The sequence below is a fragment of the Geodermatophilus normandii genome (assembly GCF_003182485.1).
Classification (GTDB): domain Bacteria; phylum Actinomycetota; class Actinomycetes; order Mycobacteriales; family Geodermatophilaceae; genus Geodermatophilus; species Geodermatophilus normandii.
The window spans coordinates 1219262-1242771 of the sequence record NZ_QGTX01000001.1 but is presented as its reverse complement, the minus strand read 5'-3'; the positions used below and the strand labels follow the sequence as shown (position 1 = coordinate 1242771).

Annotated in this window: 24 protein-coding genes, 2 pseudogenes and 1 riboswitch; of the genes and pseudogenes, 14 read left to right on the top strand and 12 right to left on the bottom strand. The window is 77.2% G+C overall.

Annotated elements, in window-relative coordinates; genetic code table 11:
- Window positions 1-54 precede the first annotated feature (54 nt).
- Together JD79_RS06180 and JD79_RS06175 are read left to right on the top strand one after the other, a co-directional pair.
- Window positions 55-744 (top strand): NYN domain-containing protein, encoded by a 690-nt coding sequence (locus tag JD79_RS06180; RefSeq protein WP_245899802.1) that lies wholly within the window; start codon window positions 55-57, stop codon window positions 742-744.
- Window positions 745-785: 41 nt separating this feature from the next.
- The gene (locus JD79_RS06175) at window positions 786-1022 is read left to right on the top strand and encodes a hypothetical protein (RefSeq protein WP_110004809.1); all 237 of its coding nucleotides are present in this window, start codon (window positions 786-788) and stop codon (window positions 1020-1022) included.
- A 31-nt stretch (window positions 1023-1053) separates the two neighbouring features.
- Here the strand turns inward: JD79_RS06175 and JD79_RS06170 are convergent, their stop codons facing one another.
- Window positions 1054-1566, bottom strand: a complete 513-nt coding sequence (locus tag JD79_RS06170) for an ATP-binding protein (protein ID WP_110004808.1) — start codon at window positions 1564-1566, stop codon at window positions 1054-1056.
- Window positions 1567-1702: 136 nt separating this feature from the next.
- Between JD79_RS06170 and JD79_RS06165 the strand changes: the two genes are divergently transcribed.
- Window positions 1703-2407: an ANTAR domain-containing protein gene (locus JD79_RS06165; RefSeq protein WP_110004807.1), complete on the top strand. Its 705-nt coding sequence runs from the start codon at window positions 1703-1705 to the stop codon at window positions 2405-2407.
- Between the two features lie 17 nt (window positions 2408-2424).
- Here JD79_RS06165 and JD79_RS06160 read toward each other — a convergent pair whose 3' ends face one another.
- Entirely contained in the window at window positions 2425-3384 is a 960-nt protein-coding gene (locus JD79_RS06160; RefSeq protein ID WP_245899798.1) for a nucleoside hydrolase, read from the bottom strand.
- Between the two features lie 40 nt (window positions 3385-3424).
- Between JD79_RS06160 and JD79_RS06155 the strand changes: the two genes are divergently transcribed.
- Window positions 3425-4300, top strand: a complete 876-nt coding sequence (locus JD79_RS06155) for an ATP-grasp domain-containing protein (RefSeq protein WP_146220399.1) — start codon at window positions 3425-3427, stop codon at window positions 4298-4300.
- Here the strand turns inward: JD79_RS06155 and JD79_RS06150 are convergent.
- Window positions 4293-5657 (bottom strand): APC family permease, encoded by a 1365-nt coding sequence (locus tag JD79_RS06150; RefSeq protein ID WP_110004804.1) that lies wholly within the window; start codon window positions 5655-5657, stop codon window positions 4293-4295. The genes JD79_RS06155 and JD79_RS06150 overlap by 8 nt on opposite strands.
- Window positions 5658-6233: 576 nt before the next feature.
- Here JD79_RS06150 and JD79_RS06145 point away from each other — a divergent pair.
- From JD79_RS06145 to JD79_RS06130, 3 genes are all read left to right on the top strand, one after another.
- Entirely contained in the window at window positions 6234-6809 is a 576-nt protein-coding gene (locus tag JD79_RS06145) for a hypothetical protein (protein WP_146220398.1), read from the top strand.
- 820 nt (window positions 6810-7629) lie between these two features.
- Entirely contained in the window at window positions 7630-8517 is an 888-nt protein-coding gene (locus JD79_RS06135) for a S1 family peptidase (RefSeq protein WP_110004801.1), read from the top strand.
- A 155-nt stretch (window positions 8518-8672) separates the two neighbouring features.
- Window positions 8673-10754, top strand: coding sequence for a SpoIIE family protein phosphatase (locus JD79_RS06130; RefSeq protein ID WP_110004800.1), 2082 nt, complete (start codon window positions 8673-8675; stop codon window positions 10752-10754).
- Window positions 10755-10833: 79 nt separating this feature from the next.
- Here the strand turns inward: JD79_RS06130 and JD79_RS06125 are convergent, their stop codons facing one another.
- Complete coding sequence (locus JD79_RS06125) at window positions 10834-11259, bottom strand: ATP-binding protein (RefSeq protein WP_110004799.1); 426 nt, start codon at window positions 11257-11259, stop codon at window positions 10834-10836.
- Window positions 11260-11458: 199 nt separating this feature from the next.
- On the opposite strand from JD79_RS06125, the gene JD79_RS06120 reads away from it, so the two are divergent.
- Entirely contained in the window at window positions 11459-12829 is a 1371-nt protein-coding gene (locus JD79_RS06120) for a uracil-xanthine permease family protein (RefSeq protein WP_110004798.1), read from the top strand.
- Here JD79_RS06120 and JD79_RS24195 read toward each other — a convergent pair.
- From JD79_RS24195 to JD79_RS06095, 6 genes and pseudogenes are all read right to left on the bottom strand, one after another.
- Window positions 12793-12924: a hypothetical protein gene (locus JD79_RS24195; RefSeq protein WP_281270360.1), complete on the bottom strand. Its 132-nt coding sequence runs from the start codon at window positions 12922-12924 to the stop codon at window positions 12793-12795. The two genes, JD79_RS06120 and JD79_RS24195, sit on opposite strands and share 37 nt — an antisense overlap.
- Window positions 12925-13013: 89 nt before the next feature.
- Window positions 13014-13316, bottom strand: a pseudogene (locus tag JD79_RS23525) (thiamine phosphate synthase); the annotation flags it as partial.
- A 62-nt stretch (window positions 13317-13378) separates the two neighbouring features.
- Window positions 13379-14272: a thiazole synthase gene (locus JD79_RS06110; RefSeq protein ID WP_281270284.1), complete on the bottom strand. Its 894-nt coding sequence runs from the start codon at window positions 14270-14272 to the stop codon at window positions 13379-13381.
- A gap of 2 nt (window positions 14273-14274) precedes the next feature.
- Complete coding sequence (thiS, locus tag JD79_RS06105) at window positions 14275-14475, bottom strand: sulfur carrier protein ThiS (protein WP_110004797.1); 201 nt, start codon at window positions 14473-14475, stop codon at window positions 14275-14277.
- Complete coding sequence (thiO, locus tag JD79_RS06100; protein ID WP_245899796.1) at window positions 14466-15605, bottom strand: glycine oxidase ThiO; 1140 nt, start codon at window positions 15603-15605, stop codon at window positions 14466-14468. The genes thiS and thiO overlap by 10 nt, the downstream gene beginning before the upstream one ends.
- Window positions 15602-16969 carry a purine-cytosine permease family protein gene (locus JD79_RS06095; RefSeq protein ID WP_110004796.1) on the bottom strand — a complete coding sequence of 456 codons (1368 nt, stop codon included), beginning with the start codon at window positions 16967-16969 and terminating at the stop codon, window positions 15602-15604. The genes thiO and JD79_RS06095 overlap by 4 nt, the downstream gene beginning before the upstream one ends.
- Before the next feature lie 134 nt (window positions 16970-17103).
- Between JD79_RS06095 and JD79_RS06090 the strand changes: the two genes are divergently transcribed.
- From JD79_RS06090 to thiD, 5 genes and pseudogenes are all read left to right on the top strand, one after another.
- Entirely contained in the window at window positions 17104-17691 is a 588-nt protein-coding gene (locus tag JD79_RS06090) for a TenA family protein (RefSeq protein ID WP_110004795.1), read from the top strand.
- Window positions 17688-18314 (top strand): TenA family protein, encoded by a 627-nt coding sequence (locus JD79_RS06085; RefSeq protein WP_110004794.1) that lies wholly within the window; start codon window positions 17688-17690, stop codon window positions 18312-18314. The genes JD79_RS06090 and JD79_RS06085 overlap by 4 nt, the downstream gene beginning before the upstream one ends.
- Window positions 18307-18403: riboswitch (TPP riboswitch) on the top strand. It overlaps the preceding gene by 8 nt.
- A 7-nt stretch (window positions 18404-18410) precedes the next feature.
- Complete coding sequence (gene thiM / locus JD79_RS06080) at window positions 18411-19181, top strand: hydroxyethylthiazole kinase (RefSeq protein WP_245899794.1); 771 nt, start codon at window positions 18411-18413, stop codon at window positions 19179-19181.
- Entirely contained in the window at window positions 19178-19813 is a 636-nt protein-coding gene (gene thiE / locus JD79_RS06075; RefSeq protein ID WP_110004792.1) for a thiamine phosphate synthase, read from the top strand. The genes thiM and thiE overlap by 4 nt, the downstream gene beginning before the upstream one ends.
- Window positions 19810-20430 (top strand): annotated as a pseudogene (thiD, locus tag JD79_RS06070) (bifunctional hydroxymethylpyrimidine kinase/phosphomethylpyrimidine kinase); the annotation flags it as partial. The gene thiE and the pseudogene thiD, both read left to right, overlap by 4 nt.
- A 204-nt stretch (window positions 20431-20634) precedes the next feature.
- On the opposite strand, the gene JD79_RS06065 reads toward thiD, so the two are convergent.
- Window positions 20635-21237, bottom strand: coding sequence for a TetR/AcrR family transcriptional regulator (locus JD79_RS06065; protein ID WP_110004791.1), 603 nt, complete (start codon window positions 21235-21237; stop codon window positions 20635-20637).
- Window positions 21238-21291: 54 nt separating this feature from the next.
- Here JD79_RS06065 and JD79_RS06060 point away from each other — a divergent pair, with 54 nt between their 5' ends.
- On the top strand, window positions 21292-22197 hold the full coding sequence (locus tag JD79_RS06060; protein ID WP_211307885.1) for an alpha/beta fold hydrolase: 906 nt from the start codon (window positions 21292-21294) through the stop codon (window positions 22195-22197).
- 69 nt (window positions 22198-22266) lie between these two features.
- Here the strand turns inward: JD79_RS06060 and JD79_RS06055 are convergent, their stop codons facing one another.
- On the bottom strand, window positions 22267-23463 hold the full coding sequence (locus tag JD79_RS06055; RefSeq protein WP_170149333.1) for an Nramp family divalent metal transporter: 1197 nt from the start codon (window positions 23461-23463) through the stop codon (window positions 22267-22269).
- Between the last annotated feature and the right edge of the window lie 47 nt (window positions 23464-23510).

The window sequence follows — 23510 nt, the reverse complement described above, 5'->3', positions numbered from 1 at the left end:
GCCCCGGCCCCGGCCCCGGTCCCGACGGTGGCGGCCACCGGGCAGACTGCCCCCGTGACCACGACCAGCGCAGAGGCCCCCGTCACCGAGCCGCAGCACGACGAGGGTCGTGGTCGGCCGGCGCTGGACCTGCTGATCTGGGACGCGCCGAACATCGACATGACCCTGTCCACGGTCATCGGCGCGCGGCCCACCGCCGCCTCCCGCCCGCGCTTCGACGCGATCGCCGCCTGGTTCGTCGACGGCGCCGGCGACCCGGCCGCCCCGGACGCGCCCGAGGTCGAGGCCTGCGTCTTCGCCAACATCCCGCCGGTCGTCGGCTCGCTGCAGCGCTGGGTGGAGGCGCTGCGCGGCTTCGGCTACGCCGTCTTCGCCCGGCCCAAGAGCCAGCCCGACGACGACATCGACCAGGCGATGCTCGACCACATCGCGGTGCGCGAGCACAGCCACCGGCTGCGGCGGCTGGTCGTCTTCTCCGGCGACGGGCGCAACTTCGCCGAGCCGCTCGAGGAGCTGGCCCGCACGGGCACGCAGGTCGTCGTCGTGGCCTTCAGCGAGGTGGCCGGCTACGCCATCGGCTCGGACCTGCTCGAGTTCATCGACATCGAGGACGTCCCCGGCGCCTTCGCCGCCCCGCTCGACCGCGTGCGGCTCGACGCCCTCCCGCCGGACGGCGCCTGGCTGCGGCCGACCCGCAGCCTGCGGGACTTCGTCTCCACCTGGACGGCGCGCCGCAGCGGCTGATCGGCGGTGTCCGGCGCGCCCGGCCGGGGCACACAGGGACCATGGCGGTCTGCGAGGTCTGCGGCAACGACTACGACATGAGCTTCGAGGTGGTGGCCCAGGGGGCCCGGCACACCTTCGACAGCTTCGAGTGCGCCATCCACCGCATGGCGCCCATCTGCGAGCACTGCGGGGTGAAGGTGGTCGGCCACGGTGTCGTCGTGGACGGCTCCTTCTACTGCTGCGCGCACTGCGCCCGCGCCGAGCACGACGGCGCACCGGTGGCCGACTCCGCGTGAGGCCCCGGCCCGCACCGGCCGCTGGGGGCGGTCAGTCGCGCGGGATCTCCGGGGCGCGCGGCTCGGGCACCTGACCACCGAGCCCCTGGGTGCCGAACCCCTCGATCGGCTGCAGGCCCGAGGGGAGCCGGGCCCACACGTGCTTGCGGCCGGGCCGCTTCTCCCAGCCGTAGTCGACCGACAGCTGCGCCACCAGGTGCAGGCCCATCCCGCCCAGCGAGGGGTCGCGGTCCACGGCGGGCACCGGCGGGCGGTCGGGCGCCTCGTCGCTGAGGTCGAGCAGCCAGCCGGCGGGGCTGGCCACCACCAGCGCCCGGACGTCGCCGCCGCCGTGCCGCAGCGCGTTGGACGCGAGCTCCTCGAAGACCAGCAGCAGCCCGTCGCGCGCGTCCTCGGTGGACGACGTGCTGACCGAGGGGTGGGCGATGCGGGCCCGCAGGTCGGCGCGCACCCGGGACACGACGTGCATCGCCTCGAGCTGCCAGTGCCAGACGTCGCCGGCCACCGAGGGCACGGGGGTGCACGGCCACGCGTCCTGGCCCATCCGCCTCCCCCTCGCGTCCGCTCCGGTCGACCGGCGTCCATCCTGGCCGAAACCCCAGCACGGCGCAGCGGCGGGGGCGCACCGGGGGCGCGGGCGACCGCTCCCGGGCTCCCCGTCCGGCTCCGTGACGGGCAGGATGGGCGGCGTGGAGGACCTCTGGCGCGCGCTGAGCCGGCTGCAGCTGGCCGAACGGGAGCTCGGCGACGTCCTCGGCGAGGTCACCCGCCTCGCCTCCGAGCACGTCCCGGGTGCGGAGTCGACGTCGATCACCCTCATCCGCGGGGACACCGCCACCACGGCCGCCCACCACGGCGAGATGTCGCTGGCCGCCGACGAGATGCAGTACGACGAGGGCTACGGCCCCTGCCTCGACGCGGGCCGGGCCGGGGTGGTCCTGCGGATCGACGACATGCACACCGAGACCCGCTGGCCGGCCTACGTCGCCCGCGTGGTGGAGGTCGGCGTCCGGAGCTCGCTGTCGATGCCGCTGCCGTACCAGGGCACCACGATCGGCGCGTTGAACAACTACTCGACGCAGCCGCGGGCCTTCGCCTCCGAGGAGTCCGCCGAGGTCGCCCGCGAGGTGGCCGAGGTGGTCGCCGTCGCCGTCGCCAACGCCGACGCGCACGCCCTGCTCGGCGAGCACGCCCGCAACATGGAGCTGGCGATGCGGTCGCGGGCGGTCATCGAGCAGGCCAAGGGCGTGCTCATGGCGCAGCGGCACGTCGACGCCGACGCCGCCTTCGAACTGCTCCGCGAGGCCTCCCAGCGCTACAACCGCAAGCTGCGCGACATCGCGGCCGGCATCGTCGACTCCGTCGTCGGGCCGCCCCAGCGCTAGGGCTGGCGCTGGGCGGCTCAGCCCACCCGTGCGGCGAGGCCGGCCAGCCGGTCGACCAGGAACTCGACGGCCGCGGGGCCGTCCACGGTCTCGGCGACGTCGACCGCCGTGGGCGCGTCCGACACCGACCGCCGGTCCACCAGCGTCTGCCCCCGGGAGGGCCCGCCACCGGTGTCGACGACGACGTCGCGGCGGACGGTGCCCAGCGTGCCCGGCACGATCACCTCGGTGAGCGCCAGCGCGTCGTGGACGACGACGCCGGGGGTCCCGTACGCCGTCCGGGCGTGGTCGAGGTACTGCTGCAGGATCGCCGCGGCCGCCGCCCCCACCGGCCCCGCCGCGGCGAAGCGGGCGACGCCGTCCTCGCCGAGCACGGTGGGCAGCGTGACGTCGAGGCCGACGAGCACCGTGGGAACCGTCGAGCCGAGCACCCGCGCCGCGGCCTCCGGGTCGGACCAGACGTTGAACTCCGCCGCGGCGGTGACGTTGCCGCCGCGGCCCGCCGAGCCGCCCATGAGCACCAGCCGGTCGATCCGCTCCGCCGCCTCGGGGTAGGTGGCCAGCAGCAGCGCCACGTTCGTGTACGGCCCGATGGCGGCCACGGTCACCGGCTCGTCGGAGGCCAGCAGCAGCTCGGCCAGCGCGACGACGGCCGGGCGCGGGTCGACGGCGGCGGGGGAGGGCGGCAGCTCGACGCCGCCCAGGCCGGTGACGCCGTGCACGTGCCCGGCGCGCTCGGGCTGGGGGAACACCAGCGACTCGGCGGCGCCCGCGGCCACCGGCACGTCGGAGCGGCCGGCCAGGTGCAGCACCCGCAGCGCGTTGTCCGTCGTCTGCGGCAGCTCCACGTTGCCGTGCACGGTGGTCACCAGGCGCAGGTCGACCTCCGGGCTGGCCAGCGCCAGCAGGATGGCGAGGGCGTCGTCGATGCCGGGATCGGTGTCGATCACCAGGGGCCGCGCGGGGGGAGGAGCCACGGGGACCATCCCAGCAGACGGCGTGCGGCAGGATCGCGGCGTGCCCGACGTCCTCATCGCCAGCTGTGCCGCCGCTGCGGGGAAGGACGAGGACGAGCCGCTGCTGCTGGCCGCCCTGGCCGCCGAGGGGCTGACGGCGTCGTCCGCGGACTGGGCCGACGCCGACGTCGACTGGGGCGCAGCGGCCGCCGTCGTCGTCCGGTCGACCTGGGACTACGCGCCGCGCCGCGACGAGTTCCTCGCCTGGGCGCGCCGGGTGGAGTCGGCCACCCGGCTGCTCAACCCGGCCGGCGTCCTCACGTGGAACACCGACAAGCGCTACCTCCGGGAGCTCGCCGACGCCGCGGTGCCCGTGGTGCCCACCGCCTGGGCGGAGCAGCCGGGTGAGGTCGACGCCGCGCTGGCCCGCTGGCCGGGCGACGTCGTCGTGAAGCCCGTGGTCTCCGCCGGCGCCCGCGACACCGCCCGCTTCGCACCGGCGGCGCGGGCGGAGGCACGGGCGGCCGCGGAGGGCATCCTGGCGAGCGGCCGGGCGGTCATGGTGCAGCCCTACCTCGACCGGCTCGACGCCGAGGGCGAGACCGGCCTGGTGTACCTCGACGGCGCCGCGAGCCACGCGTTCGGCAAGGGCGCCCTGCTGGCGGGGGAGGCCCTCGGCCCGGGCCTGTACGCCGAGGAGGAGATCACCGCCCGCACCGCCACCGCGGAGCAGCAGGCGCTCGGCGACCGGGTGCTGGCCTGGGTGGGGGAGCGGACCGGCACGGTGCCGCTCTACGCCCGGGTCGACCTCGTGCCCGGCGAGGACGGCGCGCCGCAGGTCATCGAGGTGGAGCTGACCGAGCCCAGCCTGTTCCTGACCACCGACGACGGCGCCGCGGCCCGGCTGGCGGCGGCGGTCCGCGCCCGCCTCAGCTGACCGGCGTGCGCTCCCGCGCCTCCGCCCGGCGCCGCGGCAGCGCCGTCACCACGTAGAGCAGCACCCCGACGGCCAGCAGGATCCCCGCGAACGCCCAGGTCCCCGCCTCCTGCTGCCACAGCAGGACCAGGCACGAGACGATCCCGAGCACCGGGACGACCACCGGCACCCGGAAGTGCGGGGCCTCGACCCGGTCGCGGCGCAGCACCAGCACCGCGGTGTTGGTGCTGAGGAAGACGAACAGCAGCAGGAGCACCACCGTGGTGGCCAGCGTGGCCAGGTCACCGGCCAGGCTGAGCCCCATGGCCACCAGCGTGGTGACGGCGATGGCCACCCACGGCGTCCGGCGGCGCGGCAGCACCCGGCCCAGGACGGCGGGCAGCAGGTGCTGCTCGGCCAGGCCGTAGGCCATCCGGCTGGCCATGATCATGGTGAGGAGCGCGCCGTTGGCGACGGCGATCAGGGCGACCAGGCTGAACAGCCGGTCGGGGATGCCGGCGTCGGCGGCCCGGACCACCTCGAGCAGCGGCCCGCTGGAGCCGGCCAGGTCGCCGGGCGGGAGCACGACCGCCGCGGCGACGCCCACCAGCACGTACACCAGCCCGGCCGTGAGCAGCGCGCCGAACAGCGCCCGCGGGTAGACCCGCCGCACGTCACGGACCTCCTCGGCCACGTTGGCCGACGTCTCGAACCCGACGAAGGAGTAGTAGGCCAGCAGCGCCGCCGCGAGGGTGGCGGTCGCCGCGGACACCCCGGCCGGGAACTCCACCGAGCGGCCGAGGTCGCCGTCGCCGCGGAACAGCACCACCGCGCCGAGGACGACGACCAGCACCAGGCCCGAGGTCTCGACCAGCGTCATCACCAGGTTGGCGCGCAGGGACTCCTGGATGCCGCGGGCGTTGAGCAGCGCCACGGCCAGCAGGAAGACCAGCGCGGCGGGAGCGGCCGGCACGTCGAGGAACACGGCCAGGTAGTCGCCGGCGAAGGCCAGCGCGAGGCCCGCCGCGCTGGTGACGCCGGCGGCGAGCATGCAGAAGCCGACGAGGAAGGCCACCACCGGTGAGCGGAACGCGCGCTCGGCGAACACCGCCGAGCCCCCCGCGCGCGGGTACTTCGTGACCAGCTCCGCGTAGGACGCGGCGGTCAGCAGCGCCAGGAGCAGCGCCACCAGCAGCGGCACCCAGATCGCCCCGCCGACCTCTCCCGCGACCTCGCCGACCAGCGCGTAGACCCCGGCCCCCAGGACGTCGCCGAGGATGAACAGGTAGAGCAGCGGGCCGGTGACGGCGCGGCGCAGCTTGGTGTCCGGCTCGGCGGCGCCGGTCGCGGCCGTGTCCGGAGCGGGCTGGTCGGTCACCGCACGAGTCTGGGCAGGCCCCCCGGACCCGGCAAACGGACCGCGCCGTTCCGGGGATCCGCGGTCCGACACGCCGGGCGCGGCGGAGGGTGTCCCGGGGTGACCGGAGGCCCCGCGGCGGCCCGCCGCGCTCGCCGGCCGTCGACGGGTCGACAAGGCATCGTCGTCAGCGCCGGGTCGTCGACCCGCTGGTCAGGGCCCCACAACGGTTGCGTCACGGGCCCTCGAGGAGGTGTCCCGATCGGCCGTCCGCGAGGCCCGCCGTCCCTACCGTTCTCCCTGTCCGCAGCACCTTCCCCTGCTGCGGACACAGACCCCCCAGGAGGACGGCATGGCGATCGACCGGGCACCTGCCCCGTCGTCGGCGACCCTGCCGGACGACCTGGACCTGGCCGGCCTCATCGGCCTGCTCGACCGGGCGCACGAGCTGCCGCAGCGGCCCCGCCCCCGCCGCGCCGTGCTCACCCGCTCGCCGGGCGCCCCGCGCACGCTGCGCCCCTGCCGGCGGCCCGCCCGGTGCCCGTCCCGCGCCCGCGCCCGGTCCCGCCGGCCGCCGTCCCGGTCCCCGTCGCGGCCGTGGCGGTCCCCGCGGCGACCCCCGCTGCCGCGGCACCCGCACCGGTGGCCGTGCCGGGCCCCCGCTGGCGCGCCCGGCTGCGCGCGTCGGTCCGGCGCCTGGCGATGTGGGGCGCGGGCCCGCGGGGGGTGCACGCCGCCTGGCCGACCGCTCCCGTCGTCGTCCCGCCGGCCGGTCCCGGCCTGGTCCGGCGGCTGGCGCTCTGGGGCAGCGGCCCGGACGGCGAGCACCTGGCCTGGGGCCGCCCGCGGCGGCCCGTGCCCGCGCCCGTCCCGAACGCCCCCGTGGTGCTCACCGAGCTCCCGAGCACCCCCACGGTCCGGCCCGCGGCGTCTTCCCCCGCTGCGGCGCCGTCCCCGGCCGGCTCCACCCGGCCGTTCCCGCCCCGCCCCGCCGCCCCCGCTCGGCGGGCCGGCGCTGGCCCGGCCGGCTGGCCGGCGCGGCCCGCCGCAGGGCGGCCGACGGCGCGGGCGCCCGGCCGCACCGGCACCGCCGGTGCGGTGCGCACCCGGGGCGACCCGGGCGGGCACCCGGCGCGGGGTTCTCCCCGGCCGCCGCCACCGGCTCCCGGCTGATCCGCAGCGCGCCCCCTCCCCGGGGACGTGCGTCCGCCCCCTCGTCGACGTGCTCGACGGGCCCGGCCACCCCCTTCCCCCGCGGGTGGCCGGACCGCCGGCCCGCTCCCCGAGCAGTCCTCCCGGCCGACCACGGCCGCCCCCTGGCCCTCCTCCGCGGCACCCCGCCGCCGACCGACCTCTCCGCACGACGATCCGGCCTCGACCCCCCGCCGACCGCCTCGCACGAGGGCGGCGCGCGGACCCTCCCGGGAGGCCCGGACGCCCGTGGCGGAGCGGCGACCGGCAGCAGGTCCCCCGCCGCCGGCAGCAGACCCCTCCGCACGACGATCCGGCCTCGACCCCCCGCCGACCGCCCCACCGAGGGCGGCGCGCGGACCCTCCCGGGAGGCCCGGACGCCCGCGGCGCGGCTGCCCGGCGACGGCCGCCGCGGCGAGGAGGACCGGGTCCTGCCGGTGCCCGGCGGGAGACGACCCGCCGCGTCGTCCTCCCCGGGTCTCTGACCGCGCACGACCCGGCCGGGCAGGCGCCCGGCGGCCCGAGGTGGACGCTCGCCGGGACCCGGCCGCGGTCACCGGCCCGGCGCCGCGACGAGGACGGCGGGCGCCGGCCCGGGCCCGGCGGCGGACTGCGGAGAGACGACGACGGGCGCTCCCGGGCGGCCCGACCGGCACCGGCGCCGGTCGGGCCGCGGGGGCGCCCGTCCCCGGACCGGGACGGACCGGGTCGCGGCGACCGGCACGGCCGGGTTGCGCAACCGTTCCGGACCCGGTTCGTTCCCCTCGGGGGAGACGCCTCCACCGCGACGAGGGGACGACGATGCACGCACGCACGAAGGCGGTGCTCACCGGCACCGCGGCACTGCTCACGGTCGGGCTGGTCGCGCCGGCACCGGCCGGGGCGGTCACCGGGGGCACGGTCGACAGCACCAACGTCTACGACAACGTCGGGCTGCTGGCCTTCTACGACGACGGCGTCCGCTACCGCTGCTCGGGGACGCTCGTGTCCCCCACGGTGGTCCTCACCGCGGCGCACTGCACCTACGGGACCGAGGGCCAGACCCTGGTCACCTTCGACCCGGACATCGCCCGGACCGCCCCCGGTCCCACGGACCCGCCGGTCCTCCCGGTCGCCGCGGACCCCGCAGCGGGCTTCACGGGCGAGGAGGAGACCGACGGGTCGGACTGGTACGCCGGCACCGCGCACACCCACCCGGAGTACTCGGACTTCACCGACCTGGACACCTGGAACGACGTCGGCGTGGTCGTCCTCGAGGACCCGGTCACCGGCATCGACCCGGCGCAGATCGCCGCGCCCAACGAGCTCGACCGGTACGCCCAGCCGCGGCTGAACCGGACGACGTTCACCGCGGTCGGCTACGGCACCGAGGTGCGCCAGCCCGACTCCGGCCCGCAGAAGCCGACGCCGATGAGCTACCCGCTCGTGCGCCGCTACACCGACGTCGTCGGGCAGAAGCTGACCGCGCAGATCCTGCAGGTCAACGGCAACGAGCACGACGACCGCGGCGGCGGTGGCACCTGCTTCGGCGACTCGGGCGGACCCGCCTTCGGTCCCTCCGGGAACGTCGTCACCGTCACCAGCTACGGCTACACCGGCAACTGCCGCTACATCGACGGCCTGCAGCGGGTGGACGTCCCCGTCGTCCAGGACTGGCTCGCCGGCTTCGGCGTCCTGCCGGCCGCCTGACGCACCGCCCCGGAGCCCCGGTCCGCCACGGTGGGCCGGGGCTCCGGCGTGTCCGCACCCGGTGTCGACTCCGGCACACCGGTTGTGGTCCCCCGCCCCGGCGTGGGAGAAAGGACGACGGACCACCGCTCCCGTACGAATGGACCCCGCTCCCCGTGACCGTCCCCGAGCAGCGTCCGGGGTCGCCGGGAACGGCGCCCCGTCCGCTCTCCGCGCTCCCCGACGACCCCGAGGTCAGCCGGCTGCGGTTCGAGCTGGCGATCGACGCGGCGGGCATCGGCAGCTTCGACTGGGACCTCGTGTCCGGGACGCTGTCCTGGGACGACCAGCTCCTGGCGATCTTCGGCTACGACACCGGCGGCTTCGACGAGACCATCGGGGCCTTCGCCGCCCGGCTGCACCCCGACGACCGGGAGCGGACGCTGGGCGCCCTGCAGGAGGCCATCGAGACCTGCGGCACCTACGACGCCGAGTTCCGCGTGGTCCTGCCCTCCGGTGAGACCCGCTGGGTGCAGGGCCGCGGCCGCGCGCTGGCCGACGACCGCGGGACGGCGGTCCGGCTGCTGGGCGCCGGCATCGACACCACCCGCCTGCGCGAGGGCGACGCCCGCGTGTCCCGCGTCCTGGAGACGATGCGCTCGGCGTTCTTCGCCCTCGACCGCGAGTGGCGCTTCACCTACGTCAACGCCGAGGCCGAGCGGGTGCTGCACCGCACCCGCGACGAGCTCCTCGGCGGCGGCATCTGGGAGCTGTTCCCGGCCGCCGTCGGCAGCGACTTCGAGGTCAACTACCGCGCGGCCATGGACCGCGGCGAGGAGCGGGTCTTCGAGGCGCACTACCCGCCGCCGCTGGACGCCTGGTACGAGGTCCGCGCCTGGCCGGGGCCCGACGGGCTGTCGGTCTACTTCCTCGACGTCACCGAGCGGCGCGCCGCCGAGCAGCGGGCCCGCGACAGCGCCGCCCGCCTCGCCCTGGTCGCCGAGGTCAGCGCGATCATGTCGGCGTCGCTGGGCTCCGGCGGCGGGGAGGAGCCGGCGCTGCAGCGGGTCGCCGAGGCCGTCGTCCCGGTGCTGGGCGACTGGGTGATCCTCACGCTGTCCACCGGCGAGGACGGCCGGATGCGCGACGTCGCGAGCTGGCACCGGGACCCCGCCCTGCGGGCCACCGCCGCCGCCTACGCCGGCCTGCGGCTGGCCTCGGTGCCCGCCGACGCGCCGGTGCTGCGGGCCCTGCAGTCCGGCCGGCTGCTCACCGTCGCCGACGTCCCGGGCGCCATCCGCCCCACGCTGCCCGAGGGCGAGGTGCGCGACGCCTTCGACGCCCTGGCCCCGCGGACGGCGGTCACGCAGCCGCTGCTGGCCCGCGGGCGCACGCTCGGCGCGCTGAGCGTCTACCGCGGCGCCGGCCGGCCGGCCGCGAACGCCGAGGAGGTGGCGACCGCGCGCGAGGTCGCCGACCGCGTGGCGCTCGCGCTGGACAACGCGCGGCTGTTCGACCAGCAGCGGCGGCTGGCCGAGGCGCTGCAGCGCAGCATGCTCACCGCGCCGCCGCAGCCCGACGACGCCGAGATCGTCGTGCGGTACCAGCCGGCGGTGGAGGTCGCCCAGGTCGGCGGCGACTGGTACGACGCCTTCCTGCAGCCCGACGGCGCCACGGTGCTCGTCATCGGCGACGTCGTCGGCCACGACATCGAGGCGGCCGCGACCATGGGCCAGCTGCGCGGCATGCTGCGCGGCATCGCCCACCGCGGTGACGTCCCGCCCGACGCCGTCCTCGCCGAGCTCGACGCCGCCGTCGACGCGCTGCGCATGGGCTCCCTGGCGACCGCGGTGGTCGCGCGGGTCGAGCAGACACCGGAGCAGCGGGCCGCCGGGACGACGACGCTGCGCTGGTCCAACGCCGGGCACCCGCCGCCGCTGCTGCTCCTCCCCGGCGGCGAGGTGCGTGCGCTGGGCACCGAGCGCGGGCAGCTCATGCTCGGCGTCGACCCGGGCGCCTCCCGGACGTCGGCGGCGGTGGAGGTGCCGCGCGGGTCCACGCTGCTGCTCTACACCGACGGGCTGGTCGAGGGCCGGGACCTGCTGCTCGACGACGGCATCGCGCTGCTGCGGACGGCGCTGGCCCGCCTCGCCGACCTCCCGCTGGACCGGCTGTGCGACGCGCTGGTCGCCCGGCTGCGCCCCGAGGGACTCCAGGACGACGTCGCCCTGGTCGCGGTCCGCCTGCACCCCCAGTAGAAGGACCTCCTTGCCCCCGCGCCTCGCGGGCTCGGCGCGGGACGCTGCAAGGAGGCCGTTCCAGCACCTCACCACGGGGTCAGAGCGGGGGCAGGACCGCCCAGACGGTCTTGGCGGTGCCGTCGGCGTACCAGCCGTGCGCCGTCGACAGCTCGGCGATGAGGTAGAGACCCAGGCCGCCCTCGGAGGGGTCGCGGTCGACCGCGGGGGTCGGCGGGGTGCGGGCGTCTCCGTCGGAGACCGCGACGAGGAAGGCGTCCCCGGTGCGCCGGACCGCGGCCTCGACGCAGCCGCCGCCGTGGCGGAGCGCGTTGGAGGCCATCTCGTCGAGCACGAGCACCAGCCGGTCGCGCAGGTCGGCGGTGCCGTCCACCACCGGTGACCGGCGCAGCTCCTCGCGCACGCGGGGCAGCTCGGCGACGTCGGAGAGCTCCCAGGACAGCCAGTCGCACCCGGGTGGGGGTGACGCCGACGGCCAGCCGGGCGCGGCTGGTCCTCGTGTCACGCAGTGGCTCCCCGTGGTCGTGCCCCCGTCTCGGGCGCGCGAAGTCGAACACCTGCGTATGGCTCGCGGGCGTGGTCGGTAAACGCCGCTGCGAGCAGCGTCACAGGCGGGGAGCCGGAACGTCGTCGTCACGGCTCCGGAACACGGGACCGGGAGCGTGCTCGGGGTACCGACGTCCCCGCCCGAGGAGACCCTCCGAATGGCCCTCTCTCCCCCGCGGACGCGCACCGCCGCGCCCGCCTCGCAGGACCCCACCGACCCCGACGCGCGACCGCCGTGGCGCGTGGCCGTCCCCCTCGGGCTGCAGCACGTCCTGGCGATGTTCACCTCGAACCTGACCCCGGCGATCCTGCTCGCCGGGGTCGTCGGCGCCACCACCGGCGAGGCCACCCTGCTGGTGCAGGCGGCGCTGCTGTGCGCGGGCCTGGCCACCCTGCTGCAGACCGTCGGCATCGGCCCGGTGGGCAGCCGGCTGCCGCTGATGATGGGGTCGGGCTTCGCGTTCATCGCCGTCGCCGTCCCGCTGGCCGAGGAGCACGGCCTGTCGGCGGTCCTCGGCGGGGTGCTGGTCACCGCCGCCGTGCAGGTGGCCATCGCGCTGGGCATCCACCGGGTGGTCGCGCTGTTCCCGCCGGTGGTGACCGGCACGATCATCCTGGTCATCGGCCTGGGCCTGCTGCCCAGCGGCCTGACCCTGGCCGCCGGCGGCGCGAACTCGCCGGACTTCGGCTCGCCGGTGAACCTGGGCATCGCCGCGCTGGTCTGCCTGCTGGCCGTGGCGCTCAACCAGTTCTGCCGCGGGCTGCTGTGCACCGCCTCGGTGCTCGTCGCCGTCGTGGTCGGCTACCTGGTGGCCATCCCGTTCGGTCTCCTCGACCTCTCCGGCGTGGGCGACCGGCCGCTGGTCGCCGTGCCGCTGCCGTTCGAGTTCGGGCTGTCCTTCCCGCTGGTGGCCGTGCTGTCGATGGCGGTCGTCGGGGTGGTCAACATGGTCGACTCGGTGGGCACCGTGCACGCCGTCACCGAGGGCGGCGCCGGGCGGCCGGCCACCACGCGGGAGCTGCGCGGCGGGATCCTCGCCGAGGGCGGCAGCGCGGTGCTCGGCGGTGTCTTCGGGGCCCTGCCGACGACGATGTTCAGCCAGAACATCGGCCTGGTGGCCCTGACCAGGCAGATGAGCCGGCACGTGGTCACCCTCGGCGCGCTGGTGCTCGTCGGGCTGGCACTGCTGCCGCAGGTGGCCGCGGTGCTGGCCGCCATCCCGCCCGCGGTGCTCGGCGGGGGCGTGCTCGTGCTGTTCGGCATGGTGTGCGCGATCGGCGTGCAGATGCTGGCCAAGGACGGCCTGGACACCCGGTCGCTGCTGATCGTCGCGCTGTCGCTGGCGCTGGGCCGCGGCATCGCCTCGGCGCCCGCCGCGCTCGACCGGGTCACCGGCCAGTGGGGCGCGCTGTTCGACTCGGGGATCGTCGTCGCGGCCGCCGTCGCCGTGGTGCTGAACCTGGTGCTGCCCGGCCGGCCGGGCCGGCCGGCTCAGGTGCGGGAGGCGGCGGCCAGCGCGGCGCGGTAGTCGGCGACGACGGCGGGGTCGCGCATCGCCGGCCCCATGACGGCGATCCCGGACGCCCCGGCGGCGAGGCAGTCGGCCACGTCGCCGGGGCGCACGCCGCCGAGCGCGAGCACCGGCGGGGCGCCCGGACCAGCGCCGCCAGCCCCGCCGGGCCGAGCGCCGGGCCGTGACCGGGCTTGGACGCGGTCGGGGCGTACGGGGACAGCGTCACCCAGTCGCAGCCCTCGGCCGCCGCCCGGGCCAGCTCGGCGGCGGAGTGGCAGGAGCGGCCCACCAGCGGCGGGCGGGCGGCGGGGAACGGGTCGGCGGCCGACAGGTGCACCGGCAGCCCGGCCGGCGCGGACGCCGCCCCGCCCCAGACCAGCAGCCCGCCCACGGGGTCGAGCACGGCCCGCAGGTCGCGCGCCAGCGCGGTGCGGTCGGCGGTGGACAGGTCCTTGTCACGCAGCAGCACCGCCCGGGCGCCGGCCGCCACGGCGCCGGCCACCACGTCGGCCAGCGGGCGGGCCGCCTGCGTGCGGTCGGTGACGACGAGCAGGCGGGGGACGGTCACAGCGCGGGCAGCCCCTCGAAGGACGTCGAGGCCTCGGCGTGCCAGCGGCGCGGGATCCGCCCGGCGAGCCTCGCCAGCCGCCCGCCCTCGACCGCTCGGCGCATGGCCAGCGCCATCCGCTCGGGGTCGCGGGCACGGGTGACGGCGGAGGCGAGCAGGACGGCGTCGCAGCCGAGCTCCATGGCGAGCGCGGCGTCCGACGCGGTGCCGATGCCGGCGTCGAGGACCACGGGGACCTCGACGGCCTCCCGCAGCAGCGCGACGTTGTGCGGGTTGCGGATGCCCAGCCCGCTGCCGATCGGCGAGCCCAGCGGCATGACCGCCGCACAGCCGGCGTCGGCCAGGCGGCGGCCCAGCACCGGGTCGTCGGTGGTGTAGGCGAGCACGGTGAAGCCCTCGGCCACCAGCTGCTCGGCGGCGTCGAGCAGCTCGACGGCGTCGGGGAGCAGCGTGCGGTCGTCGCCGATGACCTCGAGCTTGACCCAGTCGGTGCCGAACGCCTCCCGGCCCAGCCGGGCGGTGCGCACCGCCTCGCGCGCGGTCATGCACCCGGCGGTGTTGGGCAGCAGCCGCACGCCGGCGCGGTCGAGGACCTGCATCATCGAGCCGGTCGCGGACGCCTCCACGCGTCTCAGCGCCACGGTCACCAGCTGGGTGCCGGAGGCGCGCACCGCGGCCTCGAGCGCCTCCAGGCTCGGCACGCCGCCGGTGCCGAGCAGCAGCCGCGAGGTGAACGTCTCGCCGCCGAGCACGAACGGGTCGCTGGCCTCCTCGCGCGCCGGCGCCGGTGCGAGGTCCTGGGGGCGGCCTTCGGTCCGGTCCTCCTGGCTCCCGTGCAGGGGCCCGCCGCGAGCCTGCGAGCGGTGGGGGGCAGGGGGGTCATCCAGCACGGTCAGCCTCCTGCGGTCGGGGCGAGCACCTCGACGGCGTCGCCGGGGGCCAGCCGGGTCGCCGCCCAGCTGCTGCGGGGGACGACGTCGCCGTTGCGGGCCACGGCCACGCGGTCGTGGCCGGCCGCGCGGGCGGCGACCAGGTCGGCCACGGTCGCGTCCTCGGCCAGCTCGGCCGGGGCGCCGTTGACGGTCAGCTCCAAGCGGGGCTCCTCTCGAAGCGGTCGGCGGTGAAGGGGGCGGCCACCGCGGGCAGGGCGCCGGTGGCCAGCAGCTCGGCGGTGACCTCGGCGGTGACCGGGGTGAGCAGGACGCCGTTGCGGTGGTGGCCGGTGGCCAGCACCAGCCCGGGCAGCGACGAGGGGCCGAGCAGCGGCGCGTTGTCCGGCGTGCCCGGCCGCCAGCGGGCCAGCGTCTCGGTGAGCTCCAGCTCGGTGACCTCCGGGACGACGTCGATCGCGTCGTGCAGCAGGTCGTGCACGCCGCCGGCCGTGACCCGGGCGTCGAAGCCGCGGTCCTCGGAGGTGGCGCCCACGACCAGCCGGTCGCCGCCGTAGGGGACCAGGTAGACCTGCCGGCCGCGGACCAGCGCCCGCACGGTGCCCTCCAGCAGCCCGGCCGCGCCGGCCAGCCGCAGGACCTGCCCCTTCACCGGGCGCACCGGCAGCGGCGGGACGCCGGGCAGGTCCCCGCTGCGCGCGCCCAGCGCGAGCACCGTGGCGCCGGCCGCGACGGCGCCGCCGGAGGCCAGCCGCAGCCCGGTCGCCCGGTCACCGTCGACGACGACCCCGGCCACCCGGTCGCGCACGAGCACGACCCCGGCGGCCCGCGCGGCGGCCAGCAGCGCGGCGTGCACGGCCCGGCCGTCCACGGAGTGGTCGCCCTCGACCAGCAGCCCGCCGCGCACCCGGGTGGCCAGCGCCGGCTCCCGGCGGCGGGCCTCGCGCGGGGTCAGCCGGTGCGCGGCCAGGCCCAGCTCCCGCTGGAAGGCGTGCAGCACGCCGAGCTCGCGGACGTCGTCCTCGTCGAAGCCGACCACCAGCGTGCCCGCGGTGCGCAGGCCGACCGGCGTCCCGGCCGCTGCCTCGAGCTCGGCGGCGAAGGCCGGCCAGCGGGCGAGGGAGTCCAGGCCGAGGCGCAGCAGCGGCTCCTCGCGGTAGCCGGCCTCGGTGACCGGCGCGAGCATCCCGGCCGCCGCGGCGGAGGCGCCGGCGCCGGGGGCGTCGTCGACGACGGTCACCGACAGCCCGCGCCGCGCCGCCCGCCAGGCGACCGCCAGGCCGACGAGCCCGCCGCCGGCGACCGCGACGTCGGTCACCGCGACGTCGGTCACCGCGACGTCGTCCCCCCGCGGCGGCCGGCCACGACCAGCGGCCGGATCACCAGGGGCAGCGTGAGCGCGACCGCCACGGCCAGCCCGACGAGCGACGCCGACCAGCCGTTGGCCGGGTCGATGCCGAGGTCGGCCTGCCGCGCGCTCCACCAGGCCGTCCAGCCCGCGCCCGGCCCGGGGAAGTACGTGGGGAGGGTCAGCTGGTAGGCGACGAACCCGGCCAGCCACGGCAGCAGGTACAGCGGCCGGGCCGGCGCGGTGTCGGAGGTGTCCCAGCCGCCGCGCGGGGTGAGCCAGTAGGCCACGAGCAGGACGCCGGCCAGCGGCACGAACACCGCGCCGATGAGGAAGAGGAACGGCTCGTAGGCGGCGACGTCGAAGGTCAGGGCCAGCAGCGTCGCGACGGCGCCGACCCCGACGGCGAGCACCCGCCGGTCCAGCCGGGCGACGACGTTCTGCGCCGACACCGCCGTCGAGTAGAGGTTGGCGAACGCCTCGTCGAGCTCCACCGACACCAGCACGAGCACCGCCACGGCGCCGAGCGGCACGGCCAGCAGCGCGCCGATGACGTCGGTGCCCGCGCTGCCGTAGGCGGCCAGCGCCAGCACGCCCAGGGTGAACAGGACGACGGTGGCGACGCCGTACCCGACCGCGGAGCCGACCCCCGCGGCCCGGGCGCTGCGCGCGTGGCGGGTGTAGTCGGCGGCCAGCGGCAGCCAGGAGACCGGCAGCGCGATCACGATGTCGGCCGCCGTCCAGAACGACGTCGCCCCGCCGCCCTCGAGCGGGGGCAGCGGCTCGGCCAGGACCTGCACGTACAGGTACGCGACGGCGGCCAGCGCGGCCCACACCGCGTACCGGGCCAGCACCCGGACGACGCCGAGGGGCCTGAGCGCCATGAGCGTGGCCAGGGCGCCCGCGGCGACGACGAAGGGCCAGCGGGGCGCGTCGAGGACCCGGGCCGCGGCCTCGGCGATGACCACGATCTCGAAGGTCGCCCAGCCGGTGCACTGGACGAGGTTGAACGCCGTGGGCAGCCAGGAGGTGCGGCGCCCGAGCAGCCCGCGCAGCAGCACCATCCCCGGCACGCCCTCGCGGGCCCCGGCGGCGGCGACCGCGCCGAGCAGCACGGCCCCGATCGCCGCACCGACGACGACGGCGGCCAGGGTGACCGCGAGCGGCCGCCCGGGGAGGACGACGAAGACCGCCGCCACCGGCAGCAGCACGCTGATGCCGAGGTTGGCCCACAGGCCGAGGGACTCGCCCAGGCCCATGGTGCGCGGCGGCGCCTGGTCGAGGGTCAGGGGAGCGTCGGCCCCCGGGGGGCGGACGGGACGGGTACGGACAGGGTCCGACGTGCTCATGAGCGCTCCCTACGCCGGCATTACCCGGTCAGGTTCCAGCGGTCGGCGGCGCGTCCAGCCGCCCTCTCAGCCCGGTTGCCCCGAGCTCCCGCACATGGCGGCGCCATTATGACCACCGCGTAGGGTCGCCCGCCGTGCCGGTCGCCGACCTGCTCGTCCGCCACGCCGACGCGTGGGGCCGGGCCACCCGCCATCCGTTCCTCGACGCCGTCCGCGACGGGACGCTGCCGCCGGCCGCGTTCGACACCTGGCTGGTGCAGGACGCGCACTTCCTCGCCGACCTGCTCCGCTTCCAGGCCCGGCTGCTGGCCCGCGCGCCGCGTCCGGCGCAGGCGGTGCTGGCCGGCGGGTGCGTGGCGCTGGTCGAGGAGCTCGACTGGTTCACCCGGGTCGCCGCCGACCGGGGCCTGGACCTCGACGCGCCGCAGCTGCCGGCCACCATCGCCTACGGGGACCTGCTGTACCGGCTCGACGCCGCGGACGTCGGCACCGCCCTCGCCGCGCTGTGGGCCGTCGAGCGCACCTACCTCGACGCGTGGTCGTCCGCCCTGCCCGGCGCCGGGGAGTACCGCGCGTTCGTCGAGCACTGGACCGTGCCCGGCTTCGCGTCCTACGTCGCCGGGCTGGAGGCGGCGGCCGACGCGACGGGCCCGCGCGACGACGCCGTCCTCCTGGAGGTGGTCGCCGCGGAGACGGCGTTCTGGGGGATGGCGCTCGCGTGACCCTCTCCGCCGGGCTGTGGACGGAGAGCGCCGACCTCGCCGCCGCCGCGCTGGACCACCCGTTCGTCACCGGCATCGCCGACGGCACCCTGCCGCGCGGCCGGTTCGCCGGCTACGTCGCCCAGGACGCGTTCTTCCTCGAGGCCTTCGCCCGCGCCTACGCCCTCGGGGTGGCCCACAGCCGCGACCGCGCCACGCTGGAGGCCCTCGCCGACCTGCTGGCCGGCGTCCGCGAGGAGCTGCGGCTGCACGACGGCTACGCCGCCCGGTGGGGGATCGACCTGGCCGCGGTGTCCCCGGCGCCGGCGACGCTCGCCTACACCGAGTTCCTGCTGGCCACGGCCGCGCTGGGGGACGTCGGCGAGGTCTGCGCGGCGACGACGCCGTGCATGCGGCTCTACGCGCACCTCGGCCGGGCGCTGGTCCCCCGCGCGACCGGGCCGTACCGGGAGTGGGTGGACACCTACGCCGACCCCGGCTTCGCGGACCTGGCCGCCACGCTGGAGGCGCTGCTCGACCGGGTCGCCGCCGACACCCCGGCGGTGCGGCGGGCGTACCGGCGGGCGATGGAGCTGGAGCTGGGCTTCTTCGACAGCGCCTGGGGTACCGTCGGCGGCCAGTGACTCGGGGTGTCCGCCGTCCGGCGGGCTGAGAACACACCCGTCGAACCTGTCCAGGTCATGCTGGCGGAGGGATGTCACGGCGTGGATGCCGCTGCGTTGAGTTCTGCCCGGTCGGCGCTGTCCGCCGCCGCCCCGCTCGTGCACTGCCTGACCAACACGGTCGTGCAGACGCTCACCGCCAACGCGCTGCTCGCCGTCGGCGCGGCGCCGGCGATGGTCGACGAGCCGCTCGAGGCCGAGGGCTTCGCCGCGGTGGCCTCGGCGGTGCTCGTGAACGTCGGAACCGTGCACCGGCGGACGGCGGAGGCGATGCGGCTGGCCGCCCGGGCGGCGTCGGCCGCCGGGACGCCGTGGGTGCTCGACCCGGTCGCCGTCGGGGGCCTGGCCTTCCGCACCGAGCTGGCCGCCGAGCTGCTCGGGTCCCGCCCGGCGGTCGTGCGCGGCAACGCCTCCGAGGTCATGGCGCTGGCCGGCGCCGGCTCGGGCGGGCGCGGGGTCGACTCGACGGCCGAGGCCGACGAGGCGCTCGACGCCGCCGTCGCCCTGGCCGGCCGCACCGGGGGAGTGGTCGCGGTGAGCGGCGAGGTCGACGTCGTCACCGACGGGACGCGCACCGTGCGGGTCGGCGGCGGCTCGGTCCTGCTCACCCGCACCACCGGCGCCGGCTGCGCGCTCGGTGCGCTGGTCGCGGCCTACGTCGCGGCGACGGGGGACCCGATGACCGGCGCGGTCGCCGCGCACGCGCACGTGGCGCTGGCCGCCGAGGCCGCGGCCGCCGTCGCCGCCGGTCCGGGCACCTTCGCCCCGCTCTGGCTCGACGCGCTCGACGCCGTCACGGACCTGTCCGCCGCGCAGGTGACCACGTGAGGCCGGCGTTCGACCCGGCGCTCTACCTGGTCACCGACACCGCGCTGGCCGGGCCGCGCGGCGTGCCCGACGTGGTCCGCGCGGCGGTGGCCGGCGGGGTGACCGCGGTGCAGGTGCGGGACAAGACGGCGTCGCGGCGCGAGCTGTACGCGCTGACCCTCGCCGTGCGGGAGGTCCTGGCCGGCACGGGCGTGGCGCTGTTCGTCAACGACGCCGTCGACGTCGCCCTGCTGGCCGGCGCCGACGGCGTGCACGTCGGGCAGGACGACCTGCCGGCGGCCGCGGTGCGCGCCCTGATCGGCCCCGACCGGCTGCTCGGGCTCTCCGCGGGGTCCGACGACGAGCTCGCCGTCGCGCTCGCGCTGCCGCCGGGCACGGTCGACGTGGTGGGCATCGGGCCGGTGTGGTCCACGCCCACCAAGCCCGACGCCGGCACCGGCCTGGGCCCCGAGGGCGTGGCGGCGCTGGCGGCGGAGGCGGCGGCCGGCGGGCTGCGGTCGGTGGCGATCGGCGGCATCGACGCCCGGCGGGCGCCGCTGCTCACCGGCGTCGACGGCATCTGCGTGGTCTCCGCGATCTGCGCCGCGCCCGACCCCGCCGCCGCGGCGCGTGCCCTGCGGGAGGCCCGGTGACGACGCCCGTGGCCCTGACCGTGGCCGGCAGCGACCCCAGCGGCGGCGCCGGCATCCAGGCCGACCTCAAGACCTTCAGCGCGCTCGGCGCCTACGGCACGGCGGTCCTCACCGCGCTGACCGCCCAGAACACCCGCGGCGTCACCGGTGTGCACCCGGTGCCCCCGGCGTTCGTGGGCGAGCAGATCCGCACGCTGCTCGACGACGTGACCGTCCACGCGGTCAAGACCGGCATGCTCGGCACCGCCGACGTCGTCCGCGAGGTCGCCGCGGCCCTCGCCGGCCGCGCCGCCGGGCCGGTCGTGTGCGACCCGGTCATGGTCGCCACCAGCGGTGACCGGCTGGTGGACGACGACGCGATCGCCGCCGTCCGCGCCGAGCTGCTGCCGGTGGTCGAGCTGGTGACCCCCAACGTGCCGGAGGCGGCGGCGCTGCTCGGCGCGGCGCCGGCCGGCTCGGTCGACGAGCTGGCCGCGCAGGCCGAGGCGCTGCTGGAGCTCGGGCCCGGCGCCGTGCTGGCCAAGGGTGGCCACCTCGGCGGGCCGGAGAGCGTCGACGTCCTGGCCACCGCCGACGGCGTCGTCGTCACCCGCCGGTCGCGGGTGGACACGACCGCCACCCACGGCACGGGGTGCGCGCTGTCCTCGGCGATCACCGCGCTGGTGGCCCGCGGTGTCGGGGCCCGGGGCGGTGGGAGCCGGTGGTCGAGCAGGCGCGCGACCACCTGCAGCGGATGCTGGAGGCCGGGGCGTCGCTCGGGATCGGCTCCGGCCACGGCCCGGTGCACCACTTCGCCGGGATCTGGCGCTAGGCCTCTGTCGTCACCCCGTCCCGAACAGGCGGTCGAGGCGGTAGCGGACCACGCGCAGGGCGTCGTCGACGTCGCGCTGCTGGCCGAGCACGCTGCTGACCAGGCCGTTGGTGAGCGCGAGCAGGCCGACCACCTCGATGCGCGGGTCGACGTCACCCGGCACGTCCCCGGCCTCGACGGCCTCGGTGAGCACCCCGGTGAGCCAGCGCTCGAGCGCGTCAGGGGCGTAGCGGCCGTCGACCGCCTCGGCGGGGTCGGTGAGGCCGGCGGCGTAGTAGGCGGTCCAGGCGAGCTGGTCGGCCCGGCTGTCGTCGTCGGTGGGCAGGATCGCGCCGAGGACGACGTCGAACACCGTGCGCGGCGGGAGGCCCGTGCCGATGGCGGCCGCCCGCTCGCGCACCCGCCGGTCCAGCCGGGCGGCGAGCTCGGTGACGCCCGACAGCATCAGCGTCCTCTTGTCGGTGAAGTAGTACTGCACCACCCGCAGGGAGACGCCGGCCTCGGCGGCGACCTCCCGCATCGACACCGCCTGCAGCCCGCGGGTGCTGGCGATGCGCAGCAGGGCGGCGGTGAGGTGCGCCCGCCGCTCGTCGTGGTCGACCCTGCGCGGCATCGGCACCTCCTTCGTGGTACGACTGTATCCTCGTCGACTCCGTCGGAGGCAGCCGTGACCATCCTGACCGCCCGTTCCGGCGAGCTCGACATCGCCTACGAGGTGCTCGGGGACCCCGGGGGTGAGCCGCTGCTGCTGGTCATGGGCCTGGGCGCGCAGATGGTCGGCTGGCCCGACGGGTTCTGCGCCGAGCTCACCGCGCGCGGCTTCCACGTCGTCCGCTTCGACAACCGCGACGTCGGGCTGTCCACCCACCTCGACGGGCCGGTGCCGGCGCGGGCCTGGTCGCGGGTGCCGGCCGCCTACACGCTGGCCGACATGGCCGGGGACGCGCTGGCGGTGATGGACGCCGTCGGCTGGCCGGCCGCGCACGTCGTGGGCGCCTCACTCGGCGGGATGATCGCCCAGCAGCTCGCCGTGTCCGCGCCGGAGCGGGTGCTGTCGCTGACGTCGGTCATGTCGACGCCGTCGCCGCGGATCGGCCGGATGCGCCTGCGGACGGTGCTGGCGCTGGTCCGGAAGGCGCGGCGGCTGGCGAGGGAGCGCGGTCCGGCGACGACGCCCGAGGCGATGGCGGACGCCATGGTGGCGATGCAGGAGGTCACCGGCTCGCCCGGCTACCCGCCCCGGCGGGAGGACCACCTGGAGGTGCTGCGGGTGGCCATGGCCCGCGACGACTCCGGCCTCACCGGCCCGGGGGCCAAGCGGCAGAACGCCGCCGAGCGGATCGCCCCGGACCTGCGTCCCGCGCTCGCCGCGGTGCGCGTGCCGACGCTGGTGGTGCACGGCGACAGCGACGTGGTGATCCGGCCGGAGGGCGGTCGGGCGACCGCGGAGGCGGTCCCCGGCGCCCGCCTCGTCGTCCACCCGGGGATGGGCCACGAGCTGCCGCGGGCGCTGTGGCCCCGGCTGGCCGACGACGTCCGCGCCGTCGCCGATCGCGCGGCGCGCCGCCCCTGACCGGACGAGACCGCCGATCTCGCACGGATCCGGGGGTCCTGGCGCGCGAGACCGGCGATCTCGGCGCGGTCAGCCCGTCACGAAGCCGATCAGCAGGTGGGCGTTGAGGCCGATGATCAGCGCCGCCACCACGCCGCCGACGGCGGTGGTGACCCGCCGGTTGACCCAGCCGCCCATGAGGTCGCGGCGGCTGGTCAGCCACAGCAGCGGCACCAGGGCGAACGGGATGCCGAAGGACAGCACGACCTGCGACCACACCAGCGCCGTCGTCGGGTCGCCGCCGAGGACGAGCACCGCCAGCGCCGGGGTGAGGGTGATCAGCCGGCGGGCCAGCACCGGGATGTGCCGCTTGAGGAACCCGGCCATCACGACCTGGCCGGCGTGGGTGCCGACCGAGGAGGAGGCGAACCCGCTGGCCAGCAGCGCGAGCGCGAAGGCGGTCGCCGCGCCGGTGCCCAGCTGGTCGCCGAGGCCGGCGTGCACGCCCTCGAGCGTGGTGGCCTGGTCGCCGGAGCCGGTGAACAGCTGCGCGGCGACGACCAGCATCGCGGCGTTGACCAGCCCGGCCAGGCCCATCGCCAGCAGGACGTCGATGCGCTGGGCCCGCAGCAGCCGGCTGCGACCCTCGTGCGTGCGGCCGGCGGTGACGACGTCGCCGTAGCGGCCGGGCGTGAGCGCGGAGTGCACGTAGATGACGTGCGGCATGACCGTGGCGCCGAGGATGCCGGTGGCCAGCACCAGGCTCTCCGGGCCGTCGAAGGACGGGACCATGCCGCCGGCGACACCGCCGAGGTCGACCCCCGCACCGACCAGCGTGTAGCCGAAGCCCAGGCCGATCACCAGGAGCAGCCCGGTGATGACCCGCTCGAAGGGCCGGTGCCCGCGTGACTGCGCCCCCAGCAGCACGAACGCGACGACGGCGGTGATGAGCCCCCCGACTGGCAGCGGCACCCCGAACAGCAGGTTCAGCGCCACGGCACCGCCGACGATCTCGGCGAGGTCGGTGGCGATGGCGACCGCCTCGGCCTGCACCCACAGCCCCCAGGTGACCGGCCTCGGCAGCCGCTCGCGGCACAGCGTGGCGAGGTCGCGGCCGGTCGCGAGGCCGAGCTTGGCCGTCAGCGACTGGATGAGCATCGCCATGAGGTTGGCCGCGACGATCACCCACAGCAGCGTGTAGCCGAAGGAGGCGCCGCCGGAGAAGTTGGTGGCGAAGTTGCCGGGGTCGACGTAGGCGACGGCGGCGACGAAGGCCGGGCCGAGCAGGGGCCAGACCCGGCGGCGGCCGGTGGGGGCCGGGAGCGGGGTCCGGG